The organism is Pseudomonas sp. LBUM1643, assembly GCF_059716215.1.
The window spans coordinates 4,650,374-4,672,596 of record NZ_CP166813.1; the positions used below are offsets into that span (position 1 = coordinate 4,650,374).

Sequence of the window (22,223 nt, forward strand, 5' to 3'; positions counted from 1 at the left end):
TCTGATGCTTCTACTTGTTTCCAAGTCAGGAGTAGTCAAATTGCTTGGGTGTTATATGGTCAAGCCTCACGGGCAATTAGTATTGGTTAGCTCAACGCCTCACAGCGCTTACACACCCAACCTATCAACGTCGTAGTCTTCGACGGCCCTTCAGGGGACTCAAGGTCCCAGTGAGATCTCATCTTGAGGCTAGTTTCCCGCTTAGATGCTTTCAGCGGTTATCTATTCCGAACATAGCTACCCGGCAATGCCACTGGCGTGACAACCGGAACACCAGAGGTTCGTCCACTCCGGTCCTCTCGTACTAGGAGCAGCCCCTCTCAAATCTCAAACGTCCACGGCAGATAGGGACCGAACTGTCTCACGACGTTCTAAACCCAGCTCGCGTACCACTTTAAATGGCGAACAGCCATACCCTTGGGACCGGCTTCAGCCCCAGGATGTGATGAGCCGACATCGAGGTGCCAAACACCGCCGTCGATATGAACTCTTGGGCGGTATCAGCCTGTTATCCCCGGAGTACCTTTTATCCGTTGAGCGATGGCCCTTCCATACAGAACCACCGGATCACTAAGACCTACTTTCGTACCTGCTCGACGTGTCTGTCTCGCAGTCAAGCGCGCTTTTGCCTTTATACTCTACGACCGATTTCCGACCGGTCTGAGCGCACCTTCGTACTCCTCCGTTACTCTTTAGGAGGAGACCGCCCCAGTCAAACTACCCACCATACACTGTCCTCGATCCGGATAACGGACCTGAGTTAGAACCTCAAAGTTGCCAGGGTGGTATTTCAAGGTTGGCTCCACGCGAACTGGCGTCCACGCTTCAAAGCCTCCCACCTATCCTACACAAGCAAATTCAAAGTCCAGTGCAAAGCTATAGTAAAGGTTCACGGGGTCTTTCCGTCTAGCCGCGGATACACTGCATCTTCACAGCGATTTCAATTTCACTGAGTCTCGGGTGGAGACAGCGCCGCCATCGTTACGCCATTCGTGCAGGTCGGAACTTACCCGACAAGGAATTTCGCTACCTTAGGACCGTTATAGTTACGGCCGCCGTTTACCGGGGCTTCGATCAAGAGCTTCGCGTTAGCTAACCCCATCAATTAACCTTCCGGCACCGGGCAGGCGTCACACCCTATACGTCCACTTTCGTGTTTGCAGAGTGCTGTGTTTTTAATAAACAGTCGCAGCGGCCTGGTATCTTCGACCGGCATGAGCTTACGGAGCAAGTCCTTCACCCTCACCGGCGCACCTTCTCCCGAAGTTACGGTGCCATTTTGCCTAGTTCCTTCACCCGAGTTCTCTCAAGCGCCTTGGTATTCTCTACCCAACCACCTGTGTCGGTTTGGGGTACGGTTCCTGGTTACCTGAAGCTTAGAAGCTTTTCTTGGAAGCATGGCATCAACCACTTCGTGTTCTAAAAGAACACTCGTCATCAGCTCTCGGCCTTAGAATCCCGGATTTACCTAAGATTCCAGCCTACCACCTTAAACTTGGACAACCAACGCCAAGCTGGCCTAGCCTTCTCCGTCCCTCCATCGCAATAACCAGAAGTACAGGAATATTAACCTGTTTTCCATCGACTACGCTTTTCAGCCTCGCCTTAGGGACCGACTAACCCTGCGTCGATTAACGTTGCGCAGGAAACCTTGGTCTTTCGGCGTGGGTGTTTTTCACACCCATTGTCGTTACTCATGTCAGCATTCGCACTTCTGATACCTCCAGCAAGCTTCTCAACTCACCTTCACAGGCTTACAGAACGCTCCTCTACCGCATCACCTAAGTGATACCCGTAGCTTCGGTGTATGGTTTGAGCCCCGTTACATCTTCCGCGCAGGCCGACTCGACTAGTGAGCTATTACGCTTTCTTTAAAGGGTGGCTGCTTCTAAGCCAACCTCCTAGCTGTCTAAGCCTTCCCACATCGTTTCCCACTTAACCATAACTTTGGGACCTTAGCTGACGGTCTGGGTTGTTTCCCTTTTCACGACGGACGTTAGCACCCGCCGTGTGTCTCCCATGCTCGGCACTTGTAGGTATTCGGAGTTTGCATCGGTTTGGTAAGTCGGGATGACCCCCTAGCCGAAACAGTGCTCTACCCCCTACAGTGATACATGAGGCGCTACCTAAATAGCTTTCGAGGAGAACCAGCTATCTCCGAGCTTGATTAGCCTTTCACTCCGATCCACAGGTCATCCGCTAACTTTTCAACGGTAGTCGGTTCGGTCCTCCAGTTAGTGTTACCCAACCTTCAACCTGCCCATGGATAGATCGCCCGGTTTCGGGTCTATTCCCAGCGACTAGACGCCCTATTAAGACTCGCTTTCGCTACGCCTCCCCTATTCGGTTAAGCTCGCCACTGAAAATAAGTCGCTGACCCATTATACAAAAGGTACGCAGTCACCCAACAAAGTGGGCTCCCACTGCTTGTACGCATACGGTTTCAGGATCTATTTCACTCCCCTCTCCGGGGTTCTTTTCGCCTTTCCCTCACGGTACTAGTTCACTATCGGTCAGTCAGTAGTATTTAGCCTTGGAGGATGGTCCCCCCATATTCAGACAAAGTTTCTCGTGCTCCGTCCTACTCGATTTCATGACTAAGAGATTTTCGCGTACAGGGCTATCACCCACTATGGCCGCACTTTCCAGAGCGTTCCGCTAATCTCAAAGCCACTTAAGGGCTAGTCCCCGTTCGCTCGCCACTACTAAGGGAATCTCGGTTGATTTCTTTTCCTCAGGGTACTTAGATGTTTCAGTTCCCCTGGTTCGCTTCTTAAGCCTATGTATTCAGCTTAAGATACCTAACTTATGTTAGGTGGGTTCCCCCATTCAGACATCTCCGGATCAAAGTCTGTTTGCCGACTCCCCGAAGCTTTTCGCAGGCTACCACGTCTTTCATCGCCTCTGACTGCCAAGGCATCCACCGTATGCGCTTCTTCACTTGACCATATAACCCCAAGCAATCTGGTTATACTGTGAAGACGACATTCGCCGAAAATTCGATAATACTCAATTAAGAGCAACTCACAAATTTTACCTTAGCCTGATCCGTTACCAGTGAAAGTAACGTCCAGTCTATCTTTCTATCACATACCCAAATTTTTAAAGAACGATCTAATCAAAGACTAGAAATCAATATTCACTTCAGAATATTCATTTCTAAACTCTAACAGCAGAAACAGTTAATGGTGGAGCCAAACGGGATCGAACCGTTGACCTCCTGCGTGCAAGGCAGGCGCTCTCCCAGCTGAGCTATGGCCCCATAACAAAATTGGTGGGTCTGGGCAGATTCGAACTGCCGACCTCACCCTTATCAGGGGTGCGCTCTAACCAACTGAGCTACAGACCCAATTTCGAGCGCAACTGATTAGCTAAGAGCTATCAGCTTGGAGCTTAAAGCTGCTTCTATCGTCTTCTTCAATGAATCAAGCAATTCGTGTGGGAACTTATGGAGCAGCTGATGTCGTCGATTAAGGAGGTGATCCAGCCGCAGGTTCCCCTACGGCTACCTTGTTACGACTTCACCCCAGTCATGAATCACACCGTGGTAACCGTCCTCCCGAAGGTTAGACTAGCTACTTCTGGTGCAACCCACTCCCATGGTGTGACGGGCGGTGTGTACAAGGCCCGGGAACGTATTCACCGCGACATTCTGATTCGCGATTACTAGCGATTCCGACTTCACGCAGTCGAGTTGCAGACTGCGATCCGGACTACGATCGGTTTTCTGGGATTAGCTCCACCTCGCGGCTTGGCAACCCTCTGTACCGACCATTGTAGCACGTGTGTAGCCCAGGCCGTAAGGGCCATGATGACTTGACGTCATCCCCACCTTCCTCCGGTTTGTCACCGGCAGTCTCCTTAGAGTGCCCACCATTACGTGCTGGTAACTAAGGACAAGGGTTGCGCTCGTTACGGGACTTAACCCAACATCTCACGACACGAGCTGACGACAGCCATGCAGCACCTGTCTCAATGTTCCCGAAGGCACCAATCCATCTCTGGAAAGTTCATTGGATGTCAAGGCCTGGTAAGGTTCTTCGCGTTGCTTCGAATTAAACCACATGCTCCACCGCTTGTGCGGGCCCCCGTCAATTCATTTGAGTTTTAACCTTGCGGCCGTACTCCCCAGGCGGTCAACTTAATGCGTTAGCTGCGCCACTAAGAGCTCAAGGCTCCCAACGGCTAGTTGACATCGTTTACGGCGTGGACTACCAGGGTATCTAATCCTGTTTGCTCCCCACGCTTTCGCACCTCAGTGTCAGTATCAGTCCAGGTGGTCGCCTTCGCCACTGGTGTTCCTTCCTATATCTACGCATTTCACCGCTACACAGGAAATTCCACCACCCTCTACCATACTCTAGCTCGACAGTTTTGAATGCAGTTCCCAGGTTGAGCCCGGGGATTTCACATCCAACTTAACGAACCACCTACGCGCGCTTTACGCCCAGTAATTCCGATTAACGCTTGCACCCTCTGTATTACCGCGGCTGCTGGCACAGAGTTAGCCGGTGCTTATTCTGTCGGTAACGTCAAAACACTAACGTATTAGGTTAATGCCCTTCCTCCCAACTTAAAGTGCTTTACAATCCGAAGACCTTCTTCACACACGCGGCATGGCTGGATCAGGCTTTCGCCCATTGTCCAATATTCCCCACTGCTGCCTCCCGTAGGAGTCTGGACCGTGTCTCAGTTCCAGTGTGACTGATCATCCTCTCAGACCAGTTACGGATCGTCGCCTTGGTGAGCCATTACCTCACCAACTAGCTAATCCGACCTAGGCTCATCTGATAGCGCAAGGCCCGAAGGTCCCCTGCTTTCTCCCGTAGGACGTATGCGGTATTAGCGTCCGTTTCCGAGCGTTATCCCCCACTACCAGGCAGATTCCTAGGCATTACTCACCCGTCCGCCGCTCTCAAGAGAAGCAAGCTTCTCTCTACCGCTCGACTTGCATGTGTTAGGCCTGCCGCCAGCGTTCAATCTGAGCCATGATCAAACTCTTCAGTTCAAACATCTTTGGGTTTTTAAGAAACCCTAAACTTGGCTCAGCAATCGTTGGTTACATCTTTGATTTCTCGCGGAGTAACTTGTGATGCTGATAATCTTGTTGACTATCAGTCTGACTCCACAAGCACCCACACGAATTGCTTGATTCAGTTGTTAAAGAGCGGTTGGTTAAGATCTTTCGTCTCAACCGAGGCGCGCATTCTACAGCAGCCTCTGTTGCTGTCAAGCGGTTATTTTCAGAAGTTTTCAAAGTTTCCTTTGTAACTTCAACCACTTGCGCTTTCGATCTCTCGTTAGCGGGAGGCGAATTCTACAGCGTTACTCGCTGCTGTCAACACCTCTTTTTTCAACTCCTTTCGCGCTTCGATGACCTGAAGCAACTCACTGCCGAAAACTTCGTAACTCTTTGTTTACCAAGGAGTTTTCCGTTTAGACTGCGCCGGAAGTGGGGCGAATTATAGACATCCTGAATCTGCCGTCAAGCACTGATTTTGCTTTTCTATCGGAAGGCTCGATTTTCCTCTTATATATAGACGCAGCCTTGCCAAATGCGCAGTATATTGCCCAACACAAGACCGACTTCCTCGCTTCAACCTTGGACGATGCCATTTAATGAATGACCAACCCCGCAACCTCGCCTCCACGCTGTTCTCGGTTGGCTTGCTACTAATAGCCATGGCGTCGATCCAGTCTGGTGCTTCCCTGGCCAAAAGCATGTTCCCGATTGTGGGCGCTCAAGGGACCACCACCCTGCGGCTGATTTTTGCCAGCGTGATCATGCTGCTGATATTGCGCCCGTGGCGCGCGAAGCTCACCTCGAAATCACTGCGCACTGTCATTGTCTATGGAATGGCGCTGGGAGGGATGAACTTCCTCTTCTATATGTCATTGCGTACCGTACCACTGGGAATTGCCGTAGCCTTGGAGTTCACCGGCCCACTGGCTGTTGCGATCTACGCCTCGCGTCGGGCAATCGACTTCCTGTGGATCGCCCTTGCCGCAGTCGGACTGCTGCTATTGATACCTACCGGCGCAACAAGCGCCGGTATTGACCTGACAGGTGCCGGGTATGCATTGGGCGCCGGTGTTTGTTGGGCGATCTATATTCTTTACGGACAGAAAGCTGGCGCCGACAACGGCGTGCAAACCGCGGCCTTGGGCGTGATGATTGCCGCACTGTTCGTAGCCCCTATCGGAATCGTACATGCGGGCGCAGCATTATTGACGCCGTCATTGATTCCCGTCGCCATTGGCGTTGCCATTCTCTCCACTGCCCTGCCCTATACCCTGGAGATGGTTGCCCTCACACGGATGCCGGCTCGGACTTTCGGAACACTTATGAGCATTGAACCCGCGTTCGGAGCGCTGTCAGGCCTTTTGTTCCTCCATGAGTTCCTCTCGCTGTCACAGTGGATGGCTATCATGTGCATCATTCTGGCTTCCGTAGGTGCAACGTTGACCATGGGTAGCAACGCCAAGCCCGCAGTAGCAGCTGATTGACACAGGTTTTGCCAAGGGTCTGGTATTTGTCACGCAATTAAGCCATGTTTAGCCCCGAAACCCAGTGCCATGCATTGAAACTCAAGGATTGGGATATCAAAACGCTTCAAGCAAAAGCGAACGCAGTCAGACCCGGGCGATAGACTCGGGGACGCTATAAGGACAGCAATGAAACGAATTTTGGTAATGATCGCCGTACTCGCAATTGCGGGCTGCGCGGCGACATCGAAAACCCAGGTCAAGCACGGCAAAAAAGGGCTGCACATCAACTGTTCGGGGCTGTCATCCTCTTGGGACAAGTGCTACACCAGCGCTGCCAACTCGTGCGCACCCAAAGGCTACAAAGTCATCGCCAAGTCCGGGGATACGGTAGAGGAGCCAGGCGACTATCCGTTCGGCCTGAACCCGGCCGGCTATACCAGTCGCAGCATGATCGTCATCTGCAAATAGGCAGGCTCGGCAGAACCGGGTCACGCGATCTGACGGCAAATTTCATCGTAACTGGATTTCAACACAGTGCGCTGCACCTCGGGAGTGGCCAGCATCCGCGCCACAACCAGCGCGCCGATGCATTGCGACAGAATGGCCCACGCTAGACTGTCGCTTTCCAGCGTCATCGCCCAGTTTTTCTGAAGCCGGCAAATCCAGCTCTCCGCCTGCTGACGCACCATCAGATCCGAGCGGGCAATCTCCGCCCCCAGCGCGGGCAGCGCGCAGCCAGACTCCGGACTCTCGACATGGGCCATGCTCAGGTAATGCTTGAGGCATCGTTCGAATCTCTCTCGCCCCTGGTCCACTTCCAATCGCGCCAGGCTCTGGGACAACTCACGCTCCACGATCGAAGCAAACAGTTCATCTTTTGAAGAGAAGTGACTGTAGAAAGCCCCGCCGCTCAAACCGATTGCCTTCATAAGACCATCGACGCCCACCGTTGAAAAACCTGACTTCTTGGCCGATACAGCACTGCTTTGCAGCAACTTCTCTTTGGTTTCCAGCTTATGGTTGGCCGAGTAACGCATTGCCCTGTCCTCGAAATTGATCATCTTGACGCATGCCGAATCGTAGCATAACGTTCGTTTAGTTAACGATCGCTCACCAAAGAGAGCCACCATGAATAACAAGAAGGTCGTACTGGTTGTCGGTGCAGGTGACGCTACCGGCGGCGCCATTGCCAAGCGTTTTGCTCAAGAAGGGTTCGTCGCCTGTGTGACTCGTCGAAGCGCGGACAAGCTTCAGCCACTGGTCGATGCCATCCAGGCAACAGGTGCCGAGGCTCATGGTTTCGCCTGTGATGCCCGCAAGGAAGAAGACGTCGTGGCGCTGGTTGAGCAGATTGAAAGCCAGATCGGCCCTATCGAAGCGCTCGTATTCAACATCGGCGCGAACGTCCCGTGCAGCATCCTTGAGGAAACCGCTCGCAAGTATTTCAAGATCTGGGAGATGGCCTGTTTTTCAGGATTTCTCAATGGGCGCGAAGTCGCCAAGCGCATGGCCAAGCGTCAACGGGGCACGATTCTGTTTACCGGAGCAACAGCGGGGTTGCGTGGGGCTGCAGGATTCGCGGCGTTCGCCGGGGCCAAACACGGCATACGCGCATTGGCCCAGAGCATGGCCCGCGAACTGGGGCCGATGAATATTCATGTTGCTCACGTGGTCGTCGACGGCGCTATCGACACCGATTTCATCCGCACCAGCTTCCCTGAAAAATACGCCACCAAAGACCAGGACGGCATCCTCAACCCCGAACACATCGCCGAGAATTACTGGTACCTGCACAGCCAACCCCGCGACGCCTGGACCTTCGAACTGGACCTGCGCCCCTGGAACGAACGCTGGTAAGCCCTCCCCCCTACAATAAAAAGCAGAGTGCATGACCATGAGCAAAACCGTGGAGTTCTTTTTCGACCTCGGAAGCCCCGCCACTTACCTGGCGTATACCCAGCTACCGAAGATCTGCAAGCAAACCGACAGCCAGCTGAAGTACATCCCCATGCTATTGGGAGGTGTCTTCAAAGCAACGGGCAATGCCTCACCAGCGACCATTCCGGCCAAGGGCAGCTACATGTTTCAAGACCTGGACCGGTATGCAAAGCGCTACGGCGTACCGTTGAAGTTCAATCCGCACTTCCCCATCAACACACTGATGCTGATGCGCGCCGTCACCGGCATGCAGTTGCACCATCCCGACCGTTTTCAGGCATTCATCGACTGCCTGTTTCAGGCTCTCTGGGTTGAAGGTCGAAGCCTTGATGATCCGGCGACCGTCGCGTCAGTGCTGACTGAACACGGTTTCGATCCAAATGAAGTACTGGCGCTGACAGCGGATGAAGACGTGAAAAACGCACTCAAAAACAACACCGAGACCGCCGTGCGTCGAGGGGTATTCGGCGCCCCGAGCATGTTTGTCGATGACCAGCTTTTCTTCGGACAGGATCGACTCGACTTCGTGCTTGAAGCATTGAGTTAAACAGTTCAATAGTAAGGAGCCAGGCGCTGCAAACAGCGCCTGCCCCCCTTAACCCTCAGATAGCAGCAGTACGCGTGTTCAACCACTCGAGGGCGGCACCGTCGAGCAACGGGCTCAAACGCTCACGCACTTCAGCGTGATAAGCGTTGAACCACTGCTTTTCGTCTTCCGTCAGCAAAGACGGCTCCAGGCAGCGAGTGTCGATCGGGCACAGGGTCAATGTTTCGAATTTAAGGAACTCACCGAACTCGCTCTTGCCCGCCTCACGATTCAACACCAGGTTCTCAATGCGCACACCCCAGCGACCAGGGCGATAAGTGCCCGGCTCGATGGACGTGATCATGCCCGGCTGCATGGCGGTTTGCGGTGCCGCAGCGGCCTGATAGGCAATGACTTGCGGACCTTCATGCACGTTGAGGAAGTAGCCGACGCCATGCCCGGTACCGTGACCATAATCAACGCTCTCGGCCCAGATCGGCGCGCGGGCAATCGAGTCGAGCAGCGGCGAAAGAATGCCACGCGGGAATTGCGCACGGGACAACGCAATCACCCCCTTCAACACTCGCGTGCAATCGCGCTTCTGTTCCTCTGTAGGGTTACCGACCGGGACCATCCGCGTGATGTCCGTCGTGCCACCCAGGTACTGGCCACCCGAGTCGATCAACAACAGACCGTCGCCCTCGATCACCGCGTGCTCTTCCTCGGTGGCGTGATAGTGCGGCATCGCGCCATTGGCGTTAAACGCTGCAATGGTGTTGAAACTCAGCGATACATAATCCGGACGTCGGGTACGCGCCGCCGTCAGGTGCTCATCGATGGTCAGTTCGGTAATGCGCTCACGGCCCCACGCCGATTCCAGCCAGGTGAAGAACTCGCACAGCGCCGCACCATCCTGCTCCATCGCACGACGGATGTGCTCGGCATCGGCCAGGCTTTTCTGCGATTTGGCCAACGTCGTCGGGTTCAGACCTTCCACCAGCTTCACGCCGCTGTCCAGGTGACCCAGCAAGCCGGCGGTCACCCGTGCCGGATCAACTTGCAGGCTCGAACCACTCGGCACCGCTTTCAAGGCTGCTGCCACTTCGCTGTAATCACGCAGGGTGACGCCGTCCTGCTCGAGGATCGCACGCAACTGCGCGCTCACTTTACTCAGCGCAACAAACAGCGTGGCCTGCTGCTGGCTGATCAATGCGAAGGACACAAACACAGGGTTGAACGACACATCCCCCCCGCGCAGGTTGAACAGCCAGGCAATGTCATCGAGGGTCGCAATGAAATGCCAGTCGGCGCCACGATCCTTCAACACCTCGCGCAGCTTGGCGAGCTTCTCACCACGGCTGACCGTTGCCTGAGGCGGCAAATGTTGATAGATCGGCTCATCAGGCAGGCTTGGGCGGTCACCCCACACGGCGCTCAATAAATCGATATCAGTACGCAGACGTGCGCCGCGCTCTTCAAGTTTTCCGCCCAATGTACGCGCCGAGGCCACTGCCATCACGGCACCATCCACAGCAACCACACCGCCCTTCGGTGTTTGCTCTGCGAGCCATTCCAGTGGGCCGGGCTGACCCGGTTGCAGCTTGACCAGTTCAATGCCGCTGCCATTGAGTTCCTTGGTCGCCTGCTCCCAGTAGCGGCTGTCAGCCCAGACACCGGCGAAGTCTGGCGTGACAATCAGGGTACCCACAGAGCCATGAAAGCCCGATAACCACTGCCGCCCTTGCCAGTAACCCGGCAGGTATTCCGACAGATGCGGGTCAGCCGACGGCACCAGCAAGGCGTGAATGCCCTCCCGGCTCATCAGCTCACGGGTTTGCGCCAGGCGCTGGGGCACTGACCCATTGATCGAGGGCTGCGTACTCATCATGTCTCCTGCTAATCACGTATTCATTATTGTGTGAGTGCTGATCCGGGCCAGCACCTTATGGGTCTACTGCCAGAATGCCGGAGCACTGGCGCAAGCCGCTTTTATCAGATCAATCGCCTGGTCGATGTCCTGCTCGGAGGTAAATCGGCCAAGGCTCAAGCGAATCGTACGGCTCGCCGAGCCCGCGTCATGTCCCAGCGCCAGCAGTACATGCGAAGGTGAATTGCTCGCGGAATTACAGGCCGACGTCGCGGAAAACGCGATGGAATGGCTTAAAGCCGTGGAATTGAATTCACCGTCACTGAACGTCAGGCTCAACGTGTGAGGAATGCGCTGAGTGGCGCTGCCATTGAGGCGAACGCCTGGAATACTCGACAACTGCTCAAGCAAACGCTCACGTAATCGAGCGATGGTGGCTTTCTCTTCGTCGAACAGGAGCGCCGCCAACTCGAATGCCATGCCCATCGCAGCAATCTGATGGGTGGCCAATGTGCCAGAACGCAAACCACCTTCATGCCCGCCACCGTGGATCTGGGCCTGCAAACGCTCCCGGCCACGAGGGCCGACATACAGCGCACCGATGCCCTTGGGCCCGTAAATCTTGTGCGCCGAAAACGACATCAAATCCACCGGCAACTGCGCCAGGTCGATCACCACCTTGCCCGCACCTTGCGCCGCATCCACATGGAACAACCCGTCACGGGCGCGAACGATCTCGCCAATGCTCGCAATGTCGTTGACCGTGCCCAGTTCATTGTTGACCAGCATCAGCGACACCAGAAAGGTGTCGTCGCGCATGGCTTCGCTGACGGCTTGTGGAGTGATGATGCCTTCGGCGTTCGGCACCAGATAGGTCACCGCGACACCGGCGTCCTGCAACTGTTTGGCCGTATCAAGAATTGCCTTGTGTTCAATCTGGCTGGTGATGACATGGCCACCGGCAATTGCGCGAGCCTGTGCCACGCCTTTGAGCGCGAGGTTGTTCGATTCGGTGGCGCCGGACGTCCAGATGATCTGATCAGGCTGGGCGCCAACCAGTTTTGCGACTTGTTGCCGGGCGTGCTCGACCGATTGCCGGGCTTGTTGCCCGAACGCGTGGGAGCTGGACGCCGGATTGCCGAAGTTGCCGGTAAAACCCAGGCACTCGACCATGACCTTGATGACTCGCTCATCCACCGGCGTGGTGGCGGCGTAATCGAAATATAACGGACGTGTATTCATAAAAAGACTCGCAGAGCGTGTTCCGGGATCAGGAGGCTCGTCACAGAAACGTCAAAGCGCAGCCTCGTGAGCTGCGCCGATATTCCGGAACGTCAGAAATACCTGATCGGAGGCCGTTAAAGAAGAACAACTTCATTAAAAGTGCGTAGGAACGCTCCTGAAGTCGAGCTTAACAGGCATCGGGTAACCGGTTGAAGCAATGCGTCAGCTAAAGCTTTCGAGCAGCAACGGATACAGCGACACCACCAGCAGCGCGGCCATGCCCCAGTTGAACACCCGCAACCAGCGGCGATCTTTCAACACGTTGCGCAACAGCGTCCCACAGGCTGCCCAAACCCCGACGCTCGGCAGGTTGATCAGCGCGAACACCGCTGCAATCACTATCACGTTGGTGAAATAACCCTGCATCGGTGTGTAGGTGCTGATGGCACCGATGGCCATGATCCAGGCTTTGGGATTCACCCATTGGAACGCCGCCGCGCCAAGATAACTGATGGGTTTGCTTTCGCCTTTTTCGCTATCGGACACCGGTCCGGAATGGGCGATTTTCCACGCCAGGTAGAGCAAATACGCGGCACCGACGTACCGCAACACGGTGTAGAGGAGTGGATAAGTCTGGAACACCGCGCCCAGGCCGAAACCCACGGCAACCACCAGTACGAAGAATCCGCAGGTAATGCCGAGCATATGGGGGATAGTGCGGTTAAAGCCGAAGTTCACACCCGATGCCAGCAACATGGTGTTGTTCGGACCCGGCGTGATTGAAGTGACCAAGGCAAACAGTGCGAAGCCGAGCAGCAGATCGAGGGAGAGGGTCATCGGTGGCAGTCCATCAAGGGCAATCAGGTATTGACCCTATCGCACCCCTTGGAGGAAACCCACGCACAGTTGCGCAAAACTTCGAGCGGTACAGTCGCTCAGCTTGGACGACCGTGGAGTTGCACGGCGCGCTCAGCGTTCATTTCGCCCTGCTTGTCGAAACTGAAGGATTTCTGCGGCTGGCCCAGCAATGCGGCTTTCTTCGCGTGGTATTCGTCGAAAGACAAACCCCGACGATTCAACTCTTCCATCGCCAATTGCCGACTTTCCTCGGCGGTGTACGGTCGCAATTCCGGTGAAACATGACTGGCACATCCAGCGAGAACGGAGATTGCGAGTAACAGGAAAGTGGCGATTAGAGGTTTCATGATCTGGCGTCCTGGCATCTGGGTTCGGGGCAATGAACACAGGCTACTCGCGCCCCTCGATGGGCAGAAATCAACGCGCTCGATAGTGGGTATCGGGATAAACGTCCAGGCTCGTGGATTGACTCTTTATCGCCGTTATTTATTCCATAAAGATCTATAAATATCTTTTATTGATATTTTGAGGAATAACCAGATGCCTTTATAACAGTCACATCGCTCAACACACTGTTGCTCAGGCAACTGTTTGCCAAGCAACAGCCATTCAACAGACAGCCCTTCAAATCGAACAGCATCCACCGAGTCGTGCGCTGAAAGCCCCGGATAACCGGGCTCCCATGGATTGGTACAGCTCTTGCTGAAGGTCAGTGACTACTCACTGCTCCCTGAGCAACTGTTTAAAAAGGAACCGATCATGTCGCGCCCATTGAAAGTCGTAGCCCTCTCCGGCGGTACCTGGCGTCCCTCGCGGACCCTGGTGCTCACGCAGGCCTTGTTGGCACAACTGTCAGAACATCTGCCGATCGAAAGCAAACTGATCGAACTGGGCGACATCGCCCGGTCACTGGGTGCGGCGTTGTCTCGTCAGGAACTGACTGCCGACGTCGAAGCCCATTTGCAAGCCATCGAAAACGCCGACCTGCTGATCGTTGCCGCGCCGGTCTTCCGCGGTTCCTATCCCGGGTTGCTCAAGCATCTGTTCGACCTGATCGACCTCAATGCGTTGATCGACACTCCCGTCCTGCTGGCGGCCACCGGGGGCAGCGAACGTCATGCACTGGTGCTCGATCACCAGCTGCGACCGCTGTTCAGCTTCTTCCAGGCCCTGACGTTGCCGATTGGCGTTTACGCCACCGAGGCCGACTTTACCAACTACCAAATAACCAGTGAGCCCTTGAAGGCCCGCATTCGTCTTGCTGCAGAACGCGCTGCGCCGTTGTTCGGCGTGCACCCTAAAAATCTGCTGAAAATCGCTTAAGGATCTCTTCATGGATGTTTTCTGGTTTCTGCCGACCCACGGCGATGGCCACTACCTGGGCACCACTCAAGGCGCTCGCCCGGTAACGCTCAACTACCTCAAACAAGTGGCCCAGGCCGCTGACAGCCTCGGTTACCACGGGGTGCTGATTCCCACCGGACGTTCCTGCGAAGACTCGTGGGTCATCGCATCGGCGCTGGTTCCGCTAACCGAACGCCTGAGGTACCTCGTAGCGATCCGCCCCGGCATCATCTCGCCGACGGTGTCTGCCCGCATGGCGGCCACCCTGGATCGACTGTCTGGAGGACGGTTGCTGATCAACGTCGTGACCGGCGGCGATCCGGATGAGAACCGGGGCGACGGCAGTTTCCTCGATCACAGCGAACGTTATGAAGTGACCGACGAATTTCTCAAAATCTGGCGCCGTGTCTTGCAAGGCGAATCGGTTGATTTCGAAGGCAAACACCTGCGCGTGCAAAACGCCAAAGCCCTGTATCCACCGGTGCAGAAACCCTACCCGCCGTTGTACTTCGGTGGCTCCTCCGACGCTGCCCACGATCTCGCGGCCGAGCAGGTAGACGTCTATCTGACGTGGGGCGAACCGCCTGCCGCCGTGGCGGAAAAAATCGCCGATGTGCGTGAGCGTGCAGCGCGCCTCGGTCGCACAGTGAAATTCGGGATTCGCCTGCATGTCATCGTTCGCGAGACCGCAGAAGAGGCCTGGAAAGCCGCCGACAAACTCATCGAGCACATCAGCGACGAAACGATCCAGGCGGCACAGAAGTCGTTTTCACGCTTCGATTCCGAAGGTCAACGGCGCATGGCCGCATTGCACGACGGACGCCGCGACAACCTGGAAATCGCGCCCAACCTGTGGGCCGGTGTCGGTCTGGTACGCGGTGGCGCCGGGACCGCGCTGGTGGGCGATCCACAGCAAGTCGCGGCACGGATCAAGGAATACGCGGACCTGGGCATCGAGAGTTTCATTTTCTCCGGTTATCCACACCTCGAAGAAGCTTATCGCTTTGCCGAGTTGGTCTTCCCGCTTCTGCCTGAGCCCTATGCGAGCCTGGCCGGTCGCGGCGTCACCAACCTCACCGGGCCGTTTGGCGAAATGATCGCCAATGACGTACTGCCCGGCAAAGCCACGGCCTGACCCGGCCTGCTGTTTTGACCTGTAGGCGCTGCGGGAGCTGCCGGAGCTGCCGGAGGCTGCGATCTTTTTTATCTTGTTTTTAAAAAACAAAGTCAAAAGATCGCAGCCTCGTTTCACTCGACAGCTCCTACACAGTCTCACACAGCTCCTATACAGCGCTTACATAGCGCCTACAGGAATCACAATGACTCAAAGGAATTTCGCGTGACTGCCAAGCCGCAAAGTGCCCTGATATCACCCTTGCAGACCGCCCGCCAACTCGCGGTGCAGTTCGCATTGACCGCAGTCGAACGTGACGAACGCGGTGGTACGCCTAAAGCCGAGCGTGACGCACTGCGCGAAAGCGGTCTGCTCGCATTAAGCATTCCCACCCAGTACGGCGGCCTAGGCGCCAGCTGGAGTGAAACCCTGACGGTGGTGCGCGAGTTCGCCAAGGTCGACAGTTCGATCGCCCATGTTTTCGGCTTCCATCACCTGATGCTTGCCACCGTGCGCCTGTTCGCTAAGCCCGAACAATGGCAACCGTGGTTCGAACAGACCGCCCGCAAGAACTGGTTCTGGGGTAACGCGCTCAACCCGCTGGACACTCGCACCGTGGTGAAAAAGCTCGATGGCTGGCGCGAGTTTTCCGGCAAAAAAAGCTTCTGCTCCGGCGCCAGCGATTCACAAATGCTGATCGCCTCCGCCGTCGACGAAAGTGCCGGCGGCAAATTGCTGATCGCCGCCATCCCCAGCGGTCGCAGCGGCATTACCCTGCATAACGACTGGAACAACATAGGCCAGCGCCAGACCGACAGCGGCAGCGCCACCTTCGAACGGGTACGGGTCGAAGAGTCGGAGCTGCTGCTGGATCCGGGTCCATTGAGCACACCGTTCGCCTGCCTGCGTCCGTTGATCGCCCAGCTGACCTTCACCCACATGTTCCTGGGCATCGCCGAAGGTGCTTTCGAGGAGGCACGGGAATACACCCTGACCGAGACACGTCCCTGGCACAAATCCAGTACCCAGGATGTGCGTCAGGACCCCTATGTGCTCGGTCACTACGGCGAGTTCTGGGTGGCGCTCGAAGGCGTTCGGTTACTGGTCGAACATGCCGCCGAACTGCTCGACAAGGCTTGGGCCAAAGGCCCTCAGCTCAGCGCCGAAGAACGTGGACATCTGGCCATTGCGATCGCCACTGCCAAGGTCGCCGCCACGCGCAATGGCCTGGAACTGTGTAGTCGAATGTTCGAAGTGACCGGTGCACGCTCGACCCACGCCTCGCTGCGGCTCGACCGCCACTGGCGCAACTTGCGTACGCAAACCCTGCACGACCCGGTGGATTACAAACTCCATGAACTGGGCGACTGGGCGCTGAACCAGTCCCTGCCCGTTCCGACTTTCTATTCATAAACCGCCATTCATGGAGCGAACCCCATGCAACTGCTGACCTTACCGCCCTCGCCCGCGCTGGCCACCTCGATCCGCGCCACCGCGCAGGTGTTCGAAGACCCCAAATCCCAAGCTTTGCTCGCACACTTGCAGCAGGTCGCGCCGAGTGAAGCCAGTGTGCTGATCATTGGTGAAACCGGTACCGGCAAGGAGCTGGTGGCGCGGCACATTCACAACCTCAGCGCCCGGCGGAACCGGCCCTTCGTGGCGGTGAACTGCGGTGCATTCTCCGAATCCCTGGTCGAGGCTGAACTGTTCGGCCACGAAAAAGGCGCGTTTACCGGCGCGCTGAGCGCCAAGGCCGGATGGTTCGAAGAAGCCGATGGCGGCACCTTGTTCCTTGACGAAATCGGCGATCTGCCGATGGCGATCCAGGTCAAGTTGCTGCGGGTATTGCAGGAACGCGAAGTGGTACGCCTCGGTTCGCGCAAGAGCATTCCCATCAACGTACGCGTGCTGGCGGCGACCAACGTCCAACTGGAAAAAGCCATCAATGCCGGGCACTTTCGTGAAGACCTGTACTACCGACTCGACGTGGTCAGCCTGGAACTGAGCCCGCTGCGTGATCGTCCGGGCGACATCCTGCCGCTGACCCGGCACTTCGTTGAAGCCTACAGTCAGCGCCTCGGCTACGGCACCATCACCGTCAGCAAAGAGGCCGAGCTGAAACTGCGCAGCTACAGTTGGCCGGGCAATATCCGCGAGCTGGAAAACGTCATTCACCATACCCTGCTGATCTGCCGCAACGGCGTGATCGAACGCGATGATTTGCGTCTGTCGAACATGCGTATCGAGCGTCAGGACGATTACAACGGCGGCATCGACGATTCACCGGAAGCCTTGCTCGAGCGGGCTTTTCAAAAGCTTTTCGAGGAACAGGCCGGGGCATTGCATGAAAAAGTCGAAGACGCCTTGTTGCGCGCGGCCTATCGCTTCAGCCACTACAACCAGGTGCACACGGCGGCGCTGCTTGGGCTGAGTCGCAACGTCACGCGCACACGACTGATCAAGATCGGCGAGCTGGCCGTTAACAAACGCCGTCCTACGGAAAACCTTCAGGGTGAACGCTTGATGCAGTTGTCGATCTAGGCGCTCTTTCGCCTTGGTGCACCAGATTGCAGTGCAGCGCGTTGTCATGACTGCGTTCCAGACTGTGCATCACCTGGAACGAGCCGAAGGTCACTGTTTTCGCCTGATGAGCAAGGATCAACTGCCAGAAATCCTGTTCGCCGCTTTCAAAACTCTGGAAGGCGGCCTCACCCGCCTCACGGGACTGCCATTGCAGGAAATTGAGCACGCGTCTGCCATCATCGCTGGCCTGGATGCTGGCACTCAGAAATCCCTGGTAGCCCTGGGCCAGGCGCTCGGTTTGTGCCGACAGCGCGGACACCAGTGCGGGCTGTTGATGGGGCTCGATCTCAAATTCGATCAACTGGGTAAAACTGCGATTTTTCTCTGATAAGTGCATGAAAAGCCCCCACTTTGCGTAAGCCGGATCTAACGATCCGAAGACCTGCAGGGTAAAACCTCAGGTTAAGTCAAGGTCAAGAGGCATTTTTCAAAAATCACGGCGAAGGAACAGAGAGTTCTTATGGCGAGGGAGCTTGCTCCCTCGCCAGAATGAATTACGCACAAACTTGGAGTAATACTCAAAACCCCGGCGCAATCTGCCCTTTGTAACGGGTCAGAATGAACTGCCGAACCTCATCGGAATTCAACGCCTTCGCCAGCTTCTGTACACCCGGATCATTGATGTTGTCCGGGCGCGCCACCAGAAACTCGATGTACAGGCTCTTGCCCTTCTCGACAATCAGCGCACTGTTGGTGTCGATCCCTGCTTCCAGCGCGTAGTTGGCAAACACAAACGCCAGGTCCACCTGACTCACCGACCGCGCCAGCAACGCGCCTTCCAGTTCACGGATTTTCAGGTGCTTGGGGTTTTCAATAATGTCGCGCTGGGTGGCCAGGGTGTTGCTCGGGTCCTTGAGCTTGATCAGCCCCGCTTCGTGCAACAGCACCAGGGCGCGACCGGCATTGACCGGGTCATTGGGGATCGCCACCGAGGCGCCATCCTTGAGCTGCGTGATGTCTTTGATCTTCGTCGAGTAAGCACCGAATGGCTCGATGTGCACACCGACCACCGGCACCAGATCGGTATGGCGAGTCTTGTTGAAATCATCGAGAAACGGCCGGTACTGGTAGTAGTTGGCGTCCAGGTTCTTCAGCGCCAACTGCTGGTTGGGCTGGATGAAATCGGTGAAGACCTTGATATCCAGATCCACGCCTTCCTTGGCCAGGGTCGGTTTGACGAACTCGAGGATTTCCGCGTGGGGCACCGGCGTAGCGCCGACGACGAGTTTTTCGTTGGCGTGCACGCTCAACGACACAACGGCAGCCAGAATGGCCAGGGTCTTTTTCATGCTGTGCTCCAAGGCAGATTGAGTGGCCGTCGTGGGGTGGACGTGGGCCTTGAGTGTTTTTTTTTAACGCTTTTTATTAAACAGAAGAGATTCGAATGCTTATCGGCGGCTGTAGCGCGCCACCAGTCGGTCGCCCGTCATTTGCAGGGCCTGAACCAGGATCAGCAGAAGCACTACGGTGACCACCATCACATCGGTCTGGAAACGTTGATAGCCGTAGCGGATTGCCAGATCGCCGAGCCCTCCGCCACCGATCACGCCGGCCATCGCCGTGTAATCCACCAGCACAATCGCGGTCACCGTAACCGCCGCCAACAGCCCGCCCCGCGCCTCAGGCAACAAGGTGTGGCGGATGATCTGCCAGGTGTTCGCGCCCATCGCCTGAGTCGCCTCGACGACGCCGCGATCGACTTCGCGCAGTGCGGTTTCCACCAGCCGCGCGAAGAACGGTGTGCACCCCACGACTAACGGTGGAATGGTCCCCGGCACACCCAGAGAGGTGCCCACTAACATCGTCGTCAACGGAATCAACACGATCAGCAAAATAATGAACGGCAGCGAGCGCAGCATGTTCACGATCACCGACAGTACCCGGTAAACGCCGACTGCTTCGTGCAACTGGCGCTTGCCGGTGAGGAACAACACCACACCCAGCGGCAGCCCGAGCAACACGGTAAAAGCGAGGGCAGCACCGAGCATGCTCAGGGTCTCGAGACAGGCCTGGGCGATGTCGGCCCAGTAAATATTTTTCAGCCACTGCGCCATGATCACGACCAGTCGTGGCGTGGCGGTTTGACGCCGTTGAGTAACCAGTTACCCACCACGTGGTACTTCCAGCGCACCGGGTCATGCAAGGTGTGGACCCGAGCATTGCGCCAGTGACGGTCGAAATTGTGCTTCTTCAGGGTCGAGCGAGTGCCGCCCAGTTCGAAGAGCTTGTTGCTGGCCTCGATGGCTATTTCCGTGGTCAGCACCTTGGCTTTGGCAACGGCCAGCGATGCGTGGGCGACGTTATCTTCGTCCGGTGCCGAACGCGCAGCATCCAGTGCTCGACCTGCCCGTTCGAGCAGGGCTTCGGCCGCCTCCAGACGAATGTCCAGGCCGCCCACCTGAATGATCGTCAGCGGATCTTCACTGGCCTTCTCCACGCCCGCATCGATCCACGGCCGCGCGAATTGCTGCACAAAGGCGATGGTGTCGCGCAGCGCCGCGCGGGCAATTCCGGCGTCGATCGCGGCGGTGGTCAGTTGAGCAAACGGGCCGGCCAGGGTCGGGCTTTCATAAGAGCGATAGGTCGGGAACAGGTTGAAGGCCGAGACGTGCAGATCCTCTGCCAATACCGTCCCGCTGGACGTGGTGCGCTGGCCGATGCTGTCCCAGTCATCGACAATCACCAGCCCTTGGGTGCCGCGTTCTACGAACGCCAACTGCCCCTTCTGCTCTTCGTCCAGGGCCAGTACCGCGAGCCAGTGGGCGTAAAGCGAACCGGTGCAATAGCCCTTGCGGCCATTGATCACATGACCGTCGCCATAGCGGCGGATGGTTGCCTGGATATCCTGCACATTTTTGCCGCCGGTTTCCGACAGGGCATTGGCAAAGCGATGGCCTTGCAGCGCCAGTTCGAAGAAGTGCGCCTGCTGCTCTGGCGTGCCCTGCAGGCGAATATCTTCCAGCAGGCAATAGTGGTTTTGCGGGATCTGCCCCAAGGACGGATCGGCAGCCGAAATAATCGCGATGACCTGCGCCAGCACCGCATAGGAAACCTGCGGCCCACCGAACGCCTTCGGTACGCTGATCCCCCACAGGCCACTGTTGGAATACAGGTCGACAATTTCAGCGGGCACCTGGCGGCTGCGATCGCGTTCGGCTGCGTGCTCCAGCAGAACGTCCGCGACACGTGCAGCGACATGCAATGCTTCGACCTCGTCGGCAATCCGATGGGCGACGGGCGGGTTGATCGGATAAACGGCAGATTCAGACATACAAGACTCTCGGCACCAGTGTTTAGCCAGAGTCATTGCAGCTTCCATGCCGAGGGTTTCGCCCAGTATTTACGGACATCTCATCAGGTCTCTTAACGCCTGAAAGCACCGAAACCCGGTCAATCTGTTGCTTCACTGTTGATGGGCGAACACCGAACCTCGAGTTTTCCTTTCTAAGTAACGCAATTCACTTCAGCCCGGCGCCGTAACTGTGGCGAGGGAGCTTGCTCCCGCTGGGTCGCGAAGCGGCCCCAAAAGAAGGACTGCTACGCAGCCCAGCGGGAGCAAGCTCCCTCGCCACGGGTTTTAATTCGGCCCTAAATCCTCTGAGTGAACAGCATTACCTCTGTGTAGGCGCTGTCGAAGGCTGCGATCCTTTGATCCTGATTTCTTAAAACCCCAATTCACAAAACGGATCAAAAGACCGCAGTCTTCGGCAGCACCTACTATATTTAACCTCTCGTGAATCGTTGTCTCACAACCAACAGGGAGAACCGCCATGAGCGTCAAACCCATCCCGGAGGGCTATCACAGCATCACCCCCTACCTGGGCATTAAAAAAGCAGCCGAAGCCATCGAGTTCTACAAAAAAGCCTTCGGCGCCACCGAAGTCATGCGCCTGTCCATGCCCGACGGCGGCATCGGCCACGCCGAACTGCGCATCGGCGATTGTCCGATCATGCTGGGCACACCCTGTGATCAGGGACCGTTGAGCAATCCGAACCAGTCCCCGTCCGTCGGCCTGCACCTGTATGTCACAGATGTCGACGCGTCCTATAAACAGGCGATTGCCGCGGGCGGAACCGTGGTGTCCGAAGTCAAGGATCAGTTTTACGGTGATCGGTCCGGGACCTTGAAGGACCCGTATGGGCATCTGTGGTTTCTGGCCACGCGCAAGGAGGATTTGACTCAAGAGCAGATCGAGCAGCGGGCGAAGGAGATGTTTCAGCAGGGTTGATATCGGCGGCGCGGCTAATGGCCTCATCGCGAGCAGGTTCGCTCCTACAGT

18 protein-coding genes, 2 tRNA genes and 2 rRNA genes are annotated in these 22,223 nt (G+C 56.4%); 9 read left to right on the plus strand and 13 right to left on the minus strand.

The features are described from left to right. Positions 1-55: 55 nt before the first annotated feature. The 4 genes from ACA063_RS20855 to ACA063_RS20870 form a co-directional block, all read right to left on the minus strand. A 23S ribosomal RNA gene (locus ACA063_RS20855) occupies positions 56-2,947 on the minus strand. Between the two features lie 239 nt (positions 2,948-3,186). Beyond that, positions 3,187-3,262, minus strand: a tRNA-Ala gene (locus ACA063_RS20860). A gap of 10 nt (positions 3,263-3,272) precedes the next feature. Beyond that, a tRNA-Ile gene (locus ACA063_RS20865) sits at positions 3,273-3,349 on the minus strand. A gap of 122 nt (positions 3,350-3,471) precedes the next feature. After that, positions 3,472-5,008: ribosomal RNA gene (locus ACA063_RS20870) — 16S ribosomal RNA — on the minus strand. Together the 16S and 23S rRNA genes with 2 tRNA genes alongside form the textbook arrangement of a ribosomal RNA operon. A gap of 611 nt (positions 5,009-5,619) precedes the next feature. Between ACA063_RS20870 and rhtA the strand changes: the two genes are divergently transcribed. Then, positions 5,620-6,507, plus strand: coding sequence for a threonine/homoserine exporter RhtA (gene rhtA, locus ACA063_RS20875; RefSeq protein WP_497663203.1), 888 nt, complete (start codon positions 5,620-5,622; stop codon positions 6,505-6,507). A 168-nt stretch (positions 6,508-6,675) separates the two neighbouring features. Next, entirely contained in the window at positions 6,676-6,957 is a 282-nt protein-coding gene (locus ACA063_RS20880; RefSeq protein WP_194692926.1) for a hypothetical protein, read from the plus strand. Between the two features lie 20 nt (positions 6,958-6,977). On the opposite strand, the gene ACA063_RS20885 is transcribed toward ACA063_RS20880, so the two are convergent. Next, positions 6,978-7,526 (minus strand): TetR/AcrR family transcriptional regulator, encoded by a 549-nt coding sequence (locus ACA063_RS20885; protein WP_497663204.1) that lies wholly within the window; start codon positions 7,524-7,526, stop codon positions 6,978-6,980. Between the two features lie 91 nt (positions 7,527-7,617). Between ACA063_RS20885 and ACA063_RS20890 the strand changes: the two genes are divergently transcribed. Both ACA063_RS20890 and ACA063_RS20895 read left to right on the plus strand, forming a co-directional pair. Beyond that, positions 7,618-8,346: an SDR family oxidoreductase gene (locus ACA063_RS20890; protein ID WP_497663205.1), complete on the plus strand. Its 729-nt coding sequence runs from the start codon at positions 7,618-7,620 to the stop codon at positions 8,344-8,346. 37 nt (positions 8,347-8,383) lie between these two features. Next, a complete protein-coding gene (locus ACA063_RS20895; RefSeq protein WP_497666558.1) occupies positions 8,384-8,974 on the plus strand; it encodes a 2-hydroxychromene-2-carboxylate isomerase in 591 nt (196 codons plus the stop codon). A gap of 55 nt (positions 8,975-9,029) precedes the next feature. On the opposite strand, the gene ACA063_RS20900 is transcribed toward ACA063_RS20895, so the two are convergent. The 4 genes from ACA063_RS20900 to ACA063_RS20915 form a co-directional block, all read right to left on the minus strand. Beyond that, on the minus strand, positions 9,030-10,838 hold the full coding sequence (locus tag ACA063_RS20900) for an aminopeptidase P family protein (protein WP_497663206.1): 1,809 nt from the start codon (positions 10,836-10,838) through the stop codon (positions 9,030-9,032). Between the two features lie 66 nt (positions 10,839-10,904). After that, complete coding sequence (locus ACA063_RS20905) at positions 10,905-12,062, minus strand: cysteine desulfurase family protein (protein ID WP_497663207.1); 1,158 nt, start codon at positions 12,060-12,062, stop codon at positions 10,905-10,907. A 204-nt stretch (positions 12,063-12,266) separates the two neighbouring features. Continuing rightward, positions 12,267-12,881, minus strand: coding sequence for a LysE family translocator (locus tag ACA063_RS20910; RefSeq protein WP_497663208.1), 615 nt, complete (start codon positions 12,879-12,881; stop codon positions 12,267-12,269). A gap of 98 nt (positions 12,882-12,979) precedes the next feature. Next, entirely contained in the window at positions 12,980-13,249 is a 270-nt protein-coding gene (locus ACA063_RS20915) for a hypothetical protein (protein WP_162440682.1), read from the minus strand. A gap of 412 nt (positions 13,250-13,661) precedes the next feature. Here ACA063_RS20915 and msuE point away from each other — a divergent pair, with 412 nt between their 5' ends. From msuE to ACA063_RS20935, 4 genes are all read left to right on the plus strand, one after another. Beyond that, the gene (msuE, locus tag ACA063_RS20920) at positions 13,662-14,225 is read left to right on the plus strand and encodes an FMN reductase (protein WP_497663209.1); all 564 of its coding nucleotides are present in this window, start codon (positions 13,662-13,664) and stop codon (positions 14,223-14,225) included. 10 nt (positions 14,226-14,235) lie between these two features. Further along, a complete protein-coding gene (gene ssuD, locus ACA063_RS20925; RefSeq protein WP_497663210.1) occupies positions 14,236-15,381 on the plus strand; it encodes an FMNH2-dependent alkanesulfonate monooxygenase in 1,146 nt (381 codons plus the stop codon). Between the two features lie 204 nt (positions 15,382-15,585). Beyond that, a complete protein-coding gene (locus tag ACA063_RS20930; protein WP_497663211.1) occupies positions 15,586-16,773 on the plus strand; it encodes an acyl-CoA dehydrogenase family protein in 1,188 nt (395 codons plus the stop codon). Positions 16,774-16,797: 24 nt separating this feature from the next. Beyond that, positions 16,798-17,901: a sigma-54 interaction domain-containing protein gene (locus ACA063_RS20935; RefSeq protein ID WP_497663212.1), complete on the plus strand. Its 1,104-nt coding sequence runs from the start codon at positions 16,798-16,800 to the stop codon at positions 17,899-17,901. Here the strand turns inward: ACA063_RS20935 and ACA063_RS20940 are convergent. The 4 genes from ACA063_RS20940 to ACA063_RS20955 all read right to left on the minus strand — a co-directional run bounded on the left by ACA063_RS20940 (position 17,855) and on the right by ACA063_RS20955 (position 21,214). Further along, positions 17,855-18,280, minus strand: coding sequence for an antibiotic biosynthesis monooxygenase (locus ACA063_RS20940; protein ID WP_497663213.1), 426 nt, complete (start codon positions 18,278-18,280; stop codon positions 17,855-17,857). The genes ACA063_RS20935 and ACA063_RS20940 overlap by 47 nt on opposite strands. A 181-nt stretch (positions 18,281-18,461) precedes the next feature. Then, entirely contained in the window at positions 18,462-19,232 is a 771-nt protein-coding gene (locus tag ACA063_RS20945; RefSeq protein WP_497663214.1) for a MetQ/NlpA family ABC transporter substrate-binding protein, read from the minus strand. Positions 19,233-19,331: 99 nt separating this feature from the next. After that, the gene (locus ACA063_RS20950; RefSeq protein WP_497663215.1) at positions 19,332-19,997 is read right to left on the minus strand and encodes a methionine ABC transporter permease; all 666 of its coding nucleotides are present in this window, start codon (positions 19,995-19,997) and stop codon (positions 19,332-19,334) included. A 2-nt stretch (positions 19,998-19,999) separates the two neighbouring features. Beyond that, complete coding sequence (locus tag ACA063_RS20955) at positions 20,000-21,214, minus strand: SfnB family sulfur acquisition oxidoreductase (protein WP_497663216.1); 1,215 nt, start codon at positions 21,212-21,214, stop codon at positions 20,000-20,002. A gap of 499 nt (positions 21,215-21,713) precedes the next feature. On the opposite strand from ACA063_RS20955, the gene ACA063_RS20960 reads away from it, so the two are divergent. Continuing rightward, positions 21,714-22,172: a VOC family protein gene (locus ACA063_RS20960; protein ID WP_497663217.1), complete on the plus strand. Its 459-nt coding sequence runs from the start codon at positions 21,714-21,716 to the stop codon at positions 22,170-22,172. Positions 22,173-22,223: the final 51 nt, after the last annotated feature.

Excerpts from the sequence above, each read along its gene's own strand:
- ssuD (WP_497663210.1), top strand. The coding sequence starts at position 14,236 with ATGGATGTTTTCTGGTTTCTGCCGACCCACGGCGATGGCCACTACCTG.
- ACA063_RS20905 (WP_497663207.1), bottom strand. The coding sequence starts at position 12,062 with ATGAATACACGTCCGTTATATTTCGATTACGCCGCCACCACGCCGGTG.
- ACA063_RS20960 (WP_497663217.1), top strand. The coding sequence starts at position 21,714 with ATGAGCGTCAAACCCATCCCGGAGGGCTATCACAGCATCACCCCCTAC.
- ACA063_RS20910 (WP_497663208.1), bottom strand. The coding sequence starts at position 12,881 with ATGACCCTCTCCCTCGATCTGCTGCTCGGCTTCGCACTGTTTGCCTTG.
- ACA063_RS20935 (WP_497663212.1), top strand. The coding sequence starts at position 16,798 with ATGCAACTGCTGACCTTACCGCCCTCGCCCGCGCTGGCCACCTCGATC.
- ACA063_RS20955 (WP_497663216.1), bottom strand. The coding sequence starts at position 21,214 with ATGTCTGAATCTGCCGTTTATCCGATCAACCCGCCCGTCGCCCATCGG.
- ACA063_RS20950 (WP_497663215.1), bottom strand. The coding sequence starts at position 19,997 with ATGGCGCAGTGGCTGAAAAATATTTACTGGGCCGACATCGCCCAGGCC.
- ACA063_RS20915 (WP_162440682.1), bottom strand. The coding sequence starts at position 13,249 with ATGAAACCTCTAATCGCCACTTTCCTGTTACTCGCAATCTCCGTTCTC.
- ACA063_RS20940 (WP_497663213.1), bottom strand. The coding sequence starts at position 18,280 with ATGCACTTATCAGAGAAAAATCGCAGTTTTACCCAGTTGATCGAATTT.
- ACA063_RS20880 (WP_194692926.1), top strand. The coding sequence starts at position 6,676 with ATGAAACGAATTTTGGTAATGATCGCCGTACTCGCAATTGCGGGCTGC.
- ACA063_RS20890 (WP_497663205.1), top strand. The coding sequence starts at position 7,618 with ATGAATAACAAGAAGGTCGTACTGGTTGTCGGTGCAGGTGACGCTACC.
- ACA063_RS20885 (WP_497663204.1), bottom strand. The coding sequence starts at position 7,526 with ATGCGTTACTCGGCCAACCATAAGCTGGAAACCAAAGAGAAGTTGCTG.
- ACA063_RS20945 (WP_497663214.1), bottom strand. The coding sequence starts at position 19,232 with ATGAAAAAGACCCTGGCCATTCTGGCTGCCGTTGTGTCGTTGAGCGTG.
- rhtA (WP_497663203.1), top strand. The coding sequence starts at position 5,620 with ATGAATGACCAACCCCGCAACCTCGCCTCCACGCTGTTCTCGGTTGGC.
- msuE (WP_497663209.1), top strand. The coding sequence starts at position 13,662 with ATGTCGCGCCCATTGAAAGTCGTAGCCCTCTCCGGCGGTACCTGGCGT.
- ACA063_RS20900 (WP_497663206.1), bottom strand. The coding sequence starts at position 10,838 with ATGAGTACGCAGCCCTCGATCAATGGGTCAGTGCCCCAGCGCCTGGCG.
- ACA063_RS20895 (WP_497666558.1), top strand. The coding sequence starts at position 8,384 with ATGAGCAAAACCGTGGAGTTCTTTTTCGACCTCGGAAGCCCCGCCACT.